Annotated in this window: 11 protein-coding genes and 1 pseudogene; 6 read left to right on the plus strand and 6 right to left on the minus strand. The window is 72.4% G+C overall.

Annotation, left to right across the window (positions count from 1 at the left end):
* Nucleotides 1–11 precede the first annotated feature (11 nt).
* Nucleotides 12–1,433: a PspC domain-containing protein gene (locus ACGFQC_RS07715; RefSeq protein WP_363091217.1), complete on the plus strand. Its 1,422-nt coding sequence runs from the start codon at nucleotides 12–14 to the stop codon at nucleotides 1,431–1,433.
* Complete coding sequence (locus ACGFQC_RS07720) at nucleotides 1,420–1,671, plus strand: hypothetical protein (RefSeq protein WP_363091216.1); 252 nt, start codon at nucleotides 1,420–1,422, stop codon at nucleotides 1,669–1,671. The genes ACGFQC_RS07715 and ACGFQC_RS07720 overlap by 14 nt, the downstream gene beginning before the upstream one ends.
* A gap of 87 nt (nucleotides 1,672–1,758) precedes the next feature.
* Here ACGFQC_RS07720 and ACGFQC_RS07725 read toward each other — a convergent pair whose 3' ends face one another.
* From ACGFQC_RS07725 to ACGFQC_RS07740, 4 genes and pseudogenes are all read right to left on the minus strand, one after another.
* A complete protein-coding gene (locus ACGFQC_RS07725; RefSeq protein ID WP_363091215.1) occupies nucleotides 1,759–2,292 on the minus strand; it encodes a DoxX family protein in 534 nt (177 codons plus the stop codon).
* A gap of 224 nt (nucleotides 2,293–2,516) precedes the next feature.
* Entirely contained in the window at nucleotides 2,517–3,794 is a 1,278-nt protein-coding gene (locus tag ACGFQC_RS07730; protein ID WP_363091214.1) for a hypothetical protein, read from the minus strand.
* A gap of 180 nt (nucleotides 3,795–3,974) precedes the next feature.
* Nucleotides 3,975–4,763 (minus strand): annotated as a pseudogene (locus ACGFQC_RS07735) (class II aldolase/adducin family protein); the annotation flags it as partial.
* A 246-nt stretch (nucleotides 4,764–5,009) separates the two neighbouring features.
* Nucleotides 5,010–5,210 (minus strand): hypothetical protein, encoded by a 201-nt coding sequence (locus tag ACGFQC_RS07740; RefSeq protein WP_363091213.1) that lies wholly within the window; start codon nucleotides 5,208–5,210, stop codon nucleotides 5,010–5,012.
* A gap of 113 nt (nucleotides 5,211–5,323) precedes the next feature.
* On the opposite strand from ACGFQC_RS07740, the gene ACGFQC_RS07745 reads away from it, so the two are divergent.
* Nucleotides 5,324–5,512 (plus strand): hypothetical protein, encoded by a 189-nt coding sequence (locus tag ACGFQC_RS07745; protein ID WP_363091212.1) that lies wholly within the window; start codon nucleotides 5,324–5,326, stop codon nucleotides 5,510–5,512.
* Nucleotides 5,513–5,596: 84 nt separating this feature from the next.
* On the plus strand, nucleotides 5,597–6,088 hold the full coding sequence (locus ACGFQC_RS07750; protein WP_363091211.1) for a pyridoxamine 5'-phosphate oxidase family protein: 492 nt from the start codon (nucleotides 5,597–5,599) through the stop codon (nucleotides 6,086–6,088).
* Nucleotides 6,089–6,100: 12 nt separating this feature from the next.
* Here ACGFQC_RS07750 and guaA read toward each other — a convergent pair whose 3' ends face one another.
* On the minus strand, nucleotides 6,101–7,681 hold the full coding sequence (gene guaA / locus ACGFQC_RS07755; protein ID WP_363091210.1) for a glutamine-hydrolyzing GMP synthase: 1,581 nt from the start codon (nucleotides 7,679–7,681) through the stop codon (nucleotides 6,101–6,103).
* 209 nt (nucleotides 7,682–7,890) lie between these two features.
* Here guaA and ACGFQC_RS07760 point away from each other — a divergent pair, with 209 nt between their 5' ends.
* Together ACGFQC_RS07760 and ACGFQC_RS07765 are read left to right on the plus strand one after the other, a co-directional pair.
* Nucleotides 7,891–8,283: a chorismate mutase gene (locus ACGFQC_RS07760; protein ID WP_363091330.1), complete on the plus strand. Its 393-nt coding sequence runs from the start codon at nucleotides 7,891–7,893 to the stop codon at nucleotides 8,281–8,283.
* 784 nt (nucleotides 8,284–9,067) lie between these two features.
* On the plus strand, nucleotides 9,068–10,096 hold the full coding sequence (locus tag ACGFQC_RS07765) for an LAETG motif-containing sortase-dependent surface protein (protein ID WP_363091209.1): 1,029 nt from the start codon (nucleotides 9,068–9,070) through the stop codon (nucleotides 10,094–10,096).
* Between the two features lie 158 nt (nucleotides 10,097–10,254).
* On the opposite strand, the gene ACGFQC_RS07770 is transcribed toward ACGFQC_RS07765, so the two are convergent.
* Nucleotides 10,255–12,030: a GMC family oxidoreductase gene (locus ACGFQC_RS07770; RefSeq protein ID WP_363091329.1), complete on the minus strand. Its 1,776-nt coding sequence runs from the start codon at nucleotides 12,028–12,030 to the stop codon at nucleotides 10,255–10,257.
* Nucleotides 12,031–12,044: the final 14 nt, after the last annotated feature.

Below are 12,044 nucleotides of genomic sequence, written 5' to 3' on the forward strand. Positions count from 1 at the left end.
ACCATGGACTCATGACGGATCACCAGCACGCCGCGGACACCGGACCGGACGGGAGCGGCGCACCCGACGCGGCCACCCCGCCCGCCGGCGCCCACGGCGGGGCGTCGGCGCCCGGTTCCGGTTCCCACCCCGGCGGTGGCCCCGGCCTCGCCGAGCGCCCCCCGCACCGGTTCCGCCGCGACCGCGAGCACAAGATGCTCGCCGGCGTGTGCGCGGGCCTCGGGCGGCAGTGCGACATGGACCCGGTGATCTTCCGGATCACACTCGCCGTGCTCTCCGCGACCGGCGGCATCGGCCTCATCTTCTACGGCTTCGCCTGGCTGTTCGTCCCCTACACCGACGACGGCCAGAACGAGGTGCGCAAGCTGCTGACCGGCCGGGTGGACGGCCAGGCCCTCACGGCCGTGCTGTTCGCGCTGGTGGGCTGCGGGGTGTTCCTGTCGATGCTCAACAACGGCGGTGTGCTCACCTTCGCCGTCGTCCTCTCCCTCCTGCTGGCCGGTGCCGGCTACTGGTCGCGGTACCGGGAGACCTCCGACGCCGACCCGCTCGCCGCCCAGGCCGTCGCCGACGCCCCGCCGGAGGCCCAGGCGCCCCCGGCTCCGGCCGCGTACCCGTCCTGGTGGCGCGACCCGATCGTGAAGGACGGCACGCACGACGGCGGCACGGGGTACCTGTGGGGGCCCGGAGACTCCCACGCCCCGGAGTTCGTCTCGTCGGTCCACGTCGACTTCCTCGGGCACGCGCACGCCAGGGAGGCCGTACGCGCCCTGCACGGCCGGCCGGCGGCCCGGCCGCGGGGTCCGCGCTGGATCGGCGGCTGGTCCTTCCTGCTCGCGCTGCTCGCGGGCGGCCTGGCGACCCGGCTCGCCTGGGACGAGCACCCGCTGGGCACCAGCCTCCAGGCCGGCCTGGCCGTCGCGTTGGTCGTGCTCGGCACGGGGATCGCGGTCAGCTCGCTGCTGGGGCGCACCGGCGCGGGGTCGGTCCTCCTGGCGATCGTCACGGCCGGCCTGCTCGCCGGCTCGGCCACCGTGCCGAAGAACGTCGGCACGCGCTGGGTCGACACGACGTGGCGGCCCACGGCGGTGGCGGACGTCCGGGAGGGCTACGACCTCGGTACCGGCGACGCCGTCCTGGACCTCTCCCGGCTCCGGCCCGCGAAGGGACAGACAGTGAGCACCGACGCCGAGGTGGGGCTCGGCCGGCTGCGGGTGATCGTGCCGCCGGACGTGACGGTGACCGTCCGGATCGACGTGGGCCTGGGCGACATCCAACTGCCGGGTGACGACCAGAAGGACGTGGACGTGGAGCCGGGCAAGTACAAGGAGGTGACCTTGTCCCCCGTCTCCGGCGGCGAGGACACCGGGACGATCGACCTCGACCTCCAGGTCGGGGCGGGACAGGCGGAGGTGGCCCGTGCTGCGTCATGAGTTCCGGCCGGGCCGGCTGGTCGCCGGCTCCGCCTTCGTCCTCGCGGGAGTCATGTACGCGGGCGACGCGGGCGGTCACTGGGAGACGCCCTGGTTCGCCGTCATACCCGTCGTCGTGGCCGGTCTCTGTCTGGCGGCCGTCACCGGCCTCGTGACCCGCGCGATCCGCGGACACCGGGACGGAAAGCCGGACGCTTCCACGGAACGGGGCGCGGGAGCGGGACCGGCGGGAAGCTGACCTCGGGACCGGGACCGGGAGCGGGAGCGGGAGCGGGACCGGCGGAGGAGCTGCCCCGGAAGGGGGCCATGCCGGGGGCGGCACGGCCTACAGGAAGCCTCCGGACCGCTGACGCCTCCTGGTGTGCCAGGCGGCGTCGAGGGAGAGGACCGGGGCGCCGGCCAGCACGAGAGGCACCCAGCAGAACAGGTACGGGAGGTCGTTGCCGTAGTAGTACGGGTCGGAGGCCCAGCTCACGGTCAGCCACAGGCTGAGGGAGATCAGCGCGCCGCCGAGGGCGGCGAGGCGGGTGAGGACGCCGAGAAGGGTGCCGATGCCGACGGCGAGTTCGCCGAAGGCCATGGCGTAGCCGAAGCCGGTGGGGCTTTTCAGGGCGAGGTCGACCAGGGCGGGGATGGCCGAGGAGTCCCGTACGGCCCGCATGGTGTCGCCGATCGAGCCGGCGCCGCTGTCCTTGAGGAAGGCGCCGTCGGTCAGTTTGTCCAGGCCGGCGTAGATGAAGGTGACGCCGAGGAAGATCCGGAGCGGGAGGAGGGCGTAGCGGGTGGCGGTGTCCCGCCAAGTGCCGCGGTCACCGTCGCGATAGGGGGAGTGCGTGTCCGTCCGCCTGCCGTGAGTCATCGCCCGTAGCCGCCCGTCGCCCGCAGTGGTGGAGCCCTCGGCAAACCATACGGACGAAAGGGGCGGTGCGTTCAATGATCGGCCAGGTCGCCGAACACCTCGTCCGGGCCTTGGGCACTCAGGTCCGGCGCGTCCGGGCCCTGGGCGCCCGGGTCCGGCGCGTCCGGGCCCTGGGCGCCCAGGACCCGCGCGTCCGGGTCCCGCCCGCTCCCGTTCCGCCTGCCTCAGTCCGTCACGTCGATCGCGTAGCGGTTCGTCTCCACGCCGGCCGCGGTGACCACCTGTACCTCCACCCGGCCGGGCTCGACCTCCACCGGGACCGGGACGGTGAGGACCGCGTCGGTGGGGTTGCTGAAGCCGCCCGTGACCGGGACGAGGGGTACGTGGACGTGGACGGCGCCGATACGGACGACCATGCGGGCCAGGCGGTCGGCGGTCTGCGCGCCCGGCGGCACGAATCCGGCACCGCGGATCTCGATGTCGTCACCGGTGCGGATCGGGGCGTCCAGGTCGCCCGCCTCGCGGGAGCGGACGACGGACAGGATCACGGGCCGCCCACCCTCGGCGTACTTTCCGGCGAGGTAGGTCGCGGCCGACACCAGCACCACCACGGCGAGGCCCCAGGGCAGGTCGGGCAGCTGGTCGGGGCGGCGGGCGAGGCGTACGGCGGCGAAGGCCAGGGCGACGGCGCCGATCACGACGTACTGGATGTCGGCGAAGGTGCCGCGGCCGGCGTCGTCGGTGAACAGGTCGGCGGCACGGGGCCGGGGCGCGCGGACCTTCTGGAGCCGCTGGCCGAGGACGCGCTGGCCGACCACGCGCCGCACCACCACGGCGATCGCGCAGACCACCGCGAGGACGGTCACCGCGCCGGCGCCGCGCGTCAGGTCGAGTCCGGAGATCAGGACGTCGCGCTCGGCGGGTCCGGACGCGGCCGCCAGCCTGCCCACCAGGACCAGCACCGCGTACGCCACGAACAGCACCCAGGCGGCGGCGACCGCACGCGAGGTGGACAGGCGGTTGTCCTCGCCGATCACGGGGGCCAGCGCCCCGCCGCGGGTCCGGTGGAACCAGGAGGCGGCGGTCAGGGCGCCGCCGACGAGCAGCGCGGCGAGCAGTCCGGCGGTGCGGGCCGTGGTCCAGCCGGCGCCGATCGCGGTCAGGGACTGCACGAGCAGCAGGGTGACGACCGCGGCCCCGACCGTGCAGGCCGTGCGCAGCCAGACGCGGTTCAGCCAGGACTCGCCCTCGGCGCGGCCGCGTTCGGCGACGAGTTCGGCGGACTGGGCCAGTTCCTCCGACACCCACTGGCGGGAGGCGGACGCCGAGTGGGCGACGGCGGCCGGCAGGCCCTGTCCGGCGGCGAACCCGTCGCGCTTCGCCAGGAAGGCGGCGACTGCCCGCCGGTGCCCCTCGCGCGCCCCGTGCGGGCAGTCCCCGCAGGCACAGCCACCGTCGTGCGCGCCCGGTTCCGGGCCCTGTCTCGCCTCCTGCACCGCCACTGCCGATGCCCGCCTTCCCCACTACCCGTACGGCTGGTGGCTCCGGTGAGAACCGGCCCCCGCCCCTGTGAACAACTCCCCTGCGACGACAGCGAATTGTGCCCTACGGCACACCGCCGTGCTCCGGCAGGTCGGGTCGGCGCGGGTGAATCCGGGCCCGCCGTGTTGACCCGCCCAGCCGAGCAGGTCGGGTTCGCTGCGGCTGATGTCCTGCCACAGGGGCTGGTAGTTGATCCAGGCCACCAGGTCGCCGCCGAGCTGTTCCCGGGTCGCCACGGCGGCCTTGTGCTCGATCAGGACGGGGCGGCCGGCGGCGCGGGCGGTGAGCTGGACCTGGCTGGAGCGTTCCATCGACAGGGACCACCAGGCCGCCGCGTCCACCGAGTCGCCGACGGTCAGCGGCCCGTGGTTGCGCAGGACCAACGCCTTGCGGCTGCCGAGCGCGGCCGCGATGCGCCGCCCCTCCTCGGCGTCGACGGCGACGCCGGTGCAGGCGTCGTACAGCGCCATGTCCTCGTAGAAGGCGCAGCTCTCCTGGGTGATGGGGTCGATCAGTTCGCCGAGGGCGGCGAGGGCGCGCCCGTGGACGGAGTGGCAGTGGGCGACGGCGACGACGTCCGGCCGGGCGGCGTGCACCTGCGCGTGCACGGTGAAGGCGGCCTGGTTGACGTGGTGGCGGCCCTCGACGACCTGCCCGTCGGCGTTGACGAGGACGAGGTCGCTCACGGTGACGTGCTTGAAGGGCACGCCGAACGGGTTGACCCAGAAGCAGTCGCTGTACTCGGGGTCGCGTGCGGTGATGTGGCCGGAGACCCCGTCCTCGAAGCCGTGCCGTCCGAAGATCCGCAGGGCGCCCGCGAGCCGTTCCCTGCGGTGCCGGCGCTCGTCCTCGACCGATTCGTGCATCGGCGGCATGGCGAACCGCAGTCGGTCGGTGGGCAGCGGGGCGGGAGACGTGGGCCCGTGCATCGGTCCTCCAGCACTGGGATGCGTTACGGGCGGAAGTTACCGTCGGTCAGGGAAAAAGGGCAGAGCCGTTGTGCAAAGACGACGATTTCCGTCACCTGTGGAGCACGACGTGGGCAGCACCGACCGGCATCTCGCCTCCCTCATGCGGCAGATCACCAGCCGTGACGAGGTCGAACTCGTCCACCCCTTCACCGAGTGGCGGACCTTCGGCGCGCCGGCGTACGTCGCCGAGTGCTACGGCTTCCGCTACGCGGGCGTCCGGCTGGTCGGCAGGCAGCGGATCGTCCACGTCATCCTGGTGCGCGGCACCAGCCCCTGGGCGCGGCAGCGGGCGGCGGCGAACACCGCGGCCTTCCCCGACCCGGGCGCCGGGCGTCCCGTGCCGGGCATGTGCCTCGGCTCGCTCACCCCGGTCCCCGAGGCGCGGCCGGACGTCGACCTGCTCACGGCCCTCATCCGTCACGAGGCGCTGGAGGCGGCCGTGAACCGTCGGCAGCTGCTGGCCATGGCCTCGGGCTCCGCCGCGCTGTTCCTGCTGATGGCGCCCTCTGATGGCGCCCTTGACCGGGAAGTACGCCGTGCTGCCCCCGCTCGCCGTCCTGACCCCGCTGGGTCTGCTGGGCGCCCTGCGGGTCAACGCCTCGCGCCGGGCGAAGCCGGCGCGGCAGCTCGTCGCGGCGGGCTGCACGGCCGTACCGGACGGGTCGGGCCGGGTGCGCCGCGTGCGGCCGGCTCCGCACACCGTCTGATCCTCCCGGCGCGACACGCGGTCCCCGCAATACCGGACAGAAGATGTCTGGTTTCGGCGCCACACTCGCCGTATGACAGCACGTATGACAGCACGTTCCGCGACAGCGGCGAACTGGGCGGTGTTCGCCGGGGCGGAGCCGGCGTTCGCACGGGTCGTCGAGGACCGTTTCGGCGCCTTCACGCACCACGTCCTGGCGACCCTGCGCAGGGACGGCTCCCCGCGCACCAGCGGCCTGGAGGTGCGCTTCCTGGGGGGTGAGCTGTGGCTCGGCATGATGCCGGGCTCGCTCAAGGTGCTCGACCTGCGCCGCGACCCCCGTTTCTCGCTCCAGGCCAACCCGGGCGAGGGCACCGGGATGGGCGGCGGCGACGTACGGGTCAGCGGGCGGGCCGTCGAGGTCGAGGACGGGGAGGCGCGGGCCGGGTACGTGGAAGAGGTGGAACCGCCGCAGCCGTTCCACCTCTTCCGCACCGAGCTGACGGAGGTCGTACGGACCTGCGTCGAGGACGACACGTATCTGGTCGCCCAGGTCTGGAAGCCCGGAGAGCCGGTGCGCGCTCTCAGGCGGACCTGAAGCCCGAAGGGCTCACTCCCACTCGATGGTGCCCGGCGGCTTCGAGGTGACATCGACGACGACCCGGTTGACGTCACGGACCTCGTTGGTGATCCGGGTGGAGATCTTCGCGAGGACGTCGTACGGCAGGCGCGACCAGTCGGCCGTCATGGCGTCCTCGGAGGAGACCGGGCGCAGGACGATCGGGTGGCCGTAGGTGCGGCCGTCGCCCTGGACGCCCACGCTGCGGACGTCGGCGAGCAGGACCACCGGGCACTGCCAGATCTCGCGGTCCAGACCGGCCGCCGTCAGTTCCTCGCGGGCGATCGCGTCGGCGTCGCGGAGCAGGTCGAGGCGATCCTTGGTGACCTCGCCGACGATGCGGATGCCGAGGCCGGGACCGGGGAACGGCTGGCGCTGGACGATCTCCTCCGGCAGGCCGAGTTCCTGGCCGACCATGCGGACCTCGTCCTTGAACAGCTTGCGCAGCGGCTCGATGAGCTGGAACTCGAGGTCCTCGGGCAGTCCGCCCACGTTGTGGTGGGACTTGATGTTGGCGGTGCCGGTGCCGCCGCCGGACTCGACGACGTCCGGGTACAGGGTGCCCTGGACCAGGAACGCGACCTCGGGACCCTCGTCGGCGATGATCTCCGCCTGGGCCTGCTCGAAGACGCGGATGAACTCGCGGCCGATGATCTTCCGCTTCTCCTCGGGGTCGGAGACCCCCTTGAGGGCGGTGAGGAAGCGCTCCTGCGCGTCGACGACCTTCAACTGGACGCCGGTCGCGGCCACGAAGTCCTTCTCGACCTGCTCGGTCTCGCCCTTGCGCATGAGGCCGTGGTCGACGTAGACGCAGGTCAGCTGGGAGCCGATGGCCTTCTGGACCAGGGCGGCGGCCACCGCGGAGTCGACGCCGCCGGACAGGCCGCAGATCGCGCGCTTGTCGCCGACGAGCTCGCGGATGGCGGCCACCTGCTCGTCGATGACGTTGCCGGTGGTCCAGTCCGGGGTGAGACCCGCGCCGCGGTACAGGAAGTGCTCGAGCACCTGCTGGCCGTGCGTGGAGTGCATGACCTCGGGGTGGTACTGGACGCCGTAGAGCTTCTTCTCGTCGTTCTCGAAGGCGGCGACCGGGACGACGTCCGTGGAGGCGCTGACGGTGAAGCCCTCGGGGGCGGCGGAGCAGGCGTCGCCGTGCGACATCCACACGGCCTGCTCGGCCGGGGTGCCCTCGAAGAGGGTGGAGGACACGCGGGAGACGTGCAGGTCGGTGCGGCCGTACTCACGGGCGCCGGTGTTGTCCACCGTGCCGCCGAGGCTCTGCGCCATCAGCTGGAAGCCGTAGCACATGCCGAAGACGGGGACGCCGGCCTCGAAGATCGCGCGGTCGAGGCGGGGGGCGCCCTCCTCGTAGACGGACGAGGGGCCGCCGGAGAGGATGATCGCCGCCGGGTTCTTGGCGAGCATCTCCTCGACGGGCATGGTGCTCGGCACGATCTCGCTGTAGACCCGCGCCTCGCGGACTCGACGGGCGATGAGCTGGGCGTACTGCGCGCCGAAGTCGACGACCAGGACGGTGTCGGGGGCGGCGGCAGCGGGAGTCGCTGTTGACACGGGAGCCTTCCGGCGGTTTGGGCGGGTCTCTGTGCTGGCCAATTCTACCGAGGTGGGCGCGGGACCGGTCCCGTCGCCGGGGACGGCCGGGCCCGCGGCCCCCAGCGCCGGTGAACCGCCGTGGCATACTGGCCCCATGCTTTCGCACGCGACCTTCGTCTTTACCTATGGCACCCGGCCCGCCGGCTGCCATGGTCGCGCTGCTTGAGCTGACGCAGCGACTTCCCAGGCGCCCCGGGCCGACAAGGCCCGGGGCGCCTGTCGTTTCTCCCGGGTCCTGTCGTTCCGGGGCATCCGCACCCACCACCACAGGAGCCCCCATGACCGCCACCGACGTGACCGGCGCCCGCACCTCCGAGGCCGCCGACGTGATCACCGGCGCGCGTGAGCGCATCGACGCGCTGGACGACCGGATCATCGGTCTCATCCAGGAACGGGTCGCCGTGTCCGCCGTGATCCAGGAGGCCCGGATCACCTCCGGCGGCCGGCGGGTGAACCTGTCCCGCGAGATGGAGGTCCTCGACCACTACCGGCAGGCCCTCGGCAAGCCCGGCACGTCGCTCGCCATGACGCTCCTCGAACTGTGCCGGGGTCGCATCTGAGTTCGGTGCCCCTCTCACCCGTACGGCGCGTGACCGGCCCCGGACGGCTTCGTTGGTCCCGGTGTCCGTTCCAGCCAGGGGCGGGCCCGGAAGAACCACGCGTGGCTCACTGGAGCGATGAGGCGCACGGGTCGTGCCGTGCGCCGTGGGACCTCGCTCCGGGGAAGTGACCGGACGGCAGGGGACAGCAGCCCGGTCACCCAAGAGAACGGCCGGCCTCGGGGACGCCCGGGGCCGGCCGGCGGGAAGGGCGAAAACGCACCAGGGCCGGGTCGAACGGTTGCGGGCGCCGCGTTCATCCAGCACGATGCGCAGAAAGCCCCAAGTCCCGCCGGGGACAACCGCATTGCACCACTCTCCCGCGCTGTGACCTGATGAGTGGCGTTGCGTCCCCATCGACCTCCAAAGGTCCAGATCAGCCGTACGCCCCGCGCGCGCCCCGGCGACCACCCGGTGCGGACGCGGAAGCCCGACAAGCCAGCGGCGCAACCCCCCGGCGCCGCTCCACAGGCACCGGCGCCGCCCTGACGCCGGTGCTGACGGTAAGGAAGGGCCCCGCGGATCCGTCCCGCGGGGCCCTTCGCCATGCCGAGCGGGCTCCTTCGTCACGCCGGTGTGACGCACGCCATATAAGAAACGCGTGAAGAGAGGGCAACTCTTCACAGACTTGGCCGGTCACACGTAGCGAACCCAGGGCCATCAGCCGCTCCCCCATGCGGAAGGCCTCCTCAACCGCGCCGCGGCCTCGCAGCCGTGCGCATCGCATCGATCGAGGTCTCTTTTCATGAAGCTCCGCCGGGCCGTGGTGACCATGGTCGCGACCGCCGTCCTCGCGCCGCTGGCCCTGCTGTCGGCGCCGACCGCCTTCGCCGAGGAGAGCGGCACGGCGTCACCCAGCGCGTCGTCGTCCGAGAGCACCTCCGCCTCGCCGTCCGACTCGGCGGGTTCCTCGGAGTCCGCGTCTGCCTCCGCCTCCGAGTCCGCCTCCGAGTCCGCGTCGGGCTCGGCGTCCGCCTCCGAGGAGACGAAGCCGACCGGCTCCCCGTCGTCCTCCTCTTCCTCTTCCTCGTCGGCGTCCGCCTCCTCCTCGCCCGGTGAGGAGCCGTCGGAATTCCCCGACGACTGCCCGGTCGACGAGGACGGCGTCGACGTCGACTCGCAGCTGGAACTGTCGGTGTCCGGTCTGCCCGGCAAGATCGTCGCAGGCAGCGGGTGGCACACCTTCAAGCTCACCGCCGCCAACCACAGTGACGAGGCCCTGGGCACCGTGCAGTGGCTCGCGGCCATCGACAACGACTCGATGAGCGACGACGAGCGGACCTGGCTGAGCACCTACGCCAAGATCGAGTACTACGACCCGCAGACCAAGGCCTGGGACTCGATCGCGGACGACTTCGGCAACGGCTTCTACTTCGGCCAGACGGAACTCGGCCCCAAGGAGACCGTCGACATCAAGCTGCGCGTCGACATCACCGCGAAGGCCCCGGCCGGCGACGGCTTCACCCTGGGCCTCGGCGGCTACGTCGACGCGGAGAAGAACTGCGTCCACAGCTCCTTCGCGCTCTACGAGTTCACCGTGCTCAAGCCTGGCAGCAGCAACGACGACCCGGGTGAGGCCAAGCCGGGCGAGGGCAAGGCTCCCGAGGGCGGCAAGAAGCCGCAGGGCGGCGCCAACGAGATCCCCGCCACCGGCAGCCTCGCCGAGACCGGCTCCAGCTCCGTGCTGCCGATGATCGGTCTGGTCGGCGGTGTCGCCGTCGTCGCCGGTGCGGGTGCGGTGTTCACCGCGCGCCGCCGCAGGACACAGGCGTAAGCCTGACACGGCCCCTGGGGCCACCGTGAAGGAGGGACCTGCGCTCGGAGGGGGGCGCAGGTCCCTCTTCTCGTGTCCGGTGCCCTCTTCTTCCGGGTCCGGCTTTCGCGTTCCGTTCTTTCTGATCCGGCTTTCGGGTCCGGTTCTTTCGGGTCCGGCTACTTCTTCGGTGGCACCGTCGGCATTCCCAGGAACGGCAGCCGCAGGGCCGCGAACGCCTCGGCCGGGACCACCGGGTCGCGCGGTGCCACCGGCTCCAGCCGCTCGTAGGCCGCTCCCTGCGCGGGGCGCGGGTCCGCCTCTCCCTTGTTCGGCCAGTACGACATCGCGCGTTCGGCCTGGGCGGTGATCGTCAGCGACGGGTTCACCCCGAGGTTCGCCGAGACGGCGGCGCCGTCGACGACGGAGATGCCGGGGTGACCGTAGAGCCGGTGGTACGGGTCGATGACGCCGGTCTCGCGGGAGTCGCCGATCGGGCAGCCGCCGAGGAAGTGGGCGGTGAGCGGGGTCCCCATCAGCTCGCCCACGTTGGAACCGGCGAAGCCGTTGATCTCTGCGGCGAGGGCGTCGGCCGCCTCCGAGGCCGCCTTGATCTGCTTGGGGTTGGGGCTGCCGTGCCCCTGGCGTGCGGTGAGCAGGCCCTTGCCCACGCCCGTCGGCTTCAGGTGCGTGGTCAGCGAGTTGTCCAGGGACTGCATGACCAGGCCGATGATGGTCTTCTCCGACCAACGGCGGTTGGACAGGGAGCGCAGCACGCGGAGGGGGTGGCGGGCGGCGTTGGCCAGCCAGCCGGCGACCCGTGACGAACCCTCCGCGTAGGGCACCTGGAGGATCGACAGACTGCCCATCGAGTTGGAGCCCTTGCCGTAGCGGACCGGCTCGATGTGGGTGTGCGGGTCCGGGTGGATCGAGGACGTGATCGCGACGCCGCGCGTGAAGTCGACCTTCGCCTGCCCGGTCGCCCTGCGGTAGCGGCGGTCGTCGGTCTGGGCGCCGACCAGCGCCTCCGAGTTGGTGCGGGTCAGCTCACCGAGCCGGTCGGAGAGGTACGGCAGCTGCCGGCCCGCCTTCATGCGGTGCAGCAGGGTCTGGGTGCCGTAGGTGCCGGCGGCGAGGACGACCCGGCGGGCCGTGAAGGTGCGGCCGCGCGACCTGCGGCGGTCGTCGGTCGGGAGGGTCGCCACCGCGTACCCGCCCCGTGAGTCGTCGGTGACCGAGACGACCGTCGTCAGGGGGTGGACGACGGCGCCCGCCTTCTCGGCGAGGTGGAGGTAGTTCTCGTTGAGGGTGTTCTTCGCGCCGTGCCGGCAGCCGGTCATGCACTCGCCGCACTCGTTGCAGGCCTTGCGGGCGGGACCCGCGCCCCCGAAGTAGGGGTCCGCGACCTGCTCGCCGGGCCGTGCCGTCACCGACCCGTCGGCGTCCTTGCCGTCCCCGAAGAACACGCCCACCGGCGCCATGTGGAAGGTGTCGCCCACGCCCATCCGCTCGGCCGCCGCCCTGAGGTGCACGTCGGACGGGGTCGTCGTCGGGTTGAGGCGCACACCGAGCATGCGGGTGGCCTGGTCGTAGTAGGGGGCCAGCTCCTCCTGCCAGTCGGTGATGTGCCGCCACTGCGGGTCCTCGAAGAAGGGCTTCGGCGGGACGTAGAGGGTGTTGGCGTAGTTGAGGGAGCCGCCGCCGACGCCCGCGCCGGCCAGGACCATGACATTGCCCAGCAGGTGGATGCGCTGGATGCCGTACATGCCGAGCCTGGGAGCCCAGAGGTAGTTCTTCAGGTCCCAGGAGTTCTTCGGGAGCGACTCGCGGGTGAAGCGGCGGCCGGCCTCCAGGACGCCGACCCGGTACCCCTTCTCCGTGAGGCGCAGGGCGGTGACCGAGCCGCCGAAGCCGGATCCGACGACGACGACGTCGTAGTCGTACGCGTCGTCCACGGCGTCGGCGTGGG

Source organism: Streptomyces sp. NPDC048734, from assembly GCF_043198675.1.
GTDB lineage: Bacteria > Actinomycetota > Actinomycetes > Streptomycetales > Streptomycetaceae > Streptomyces.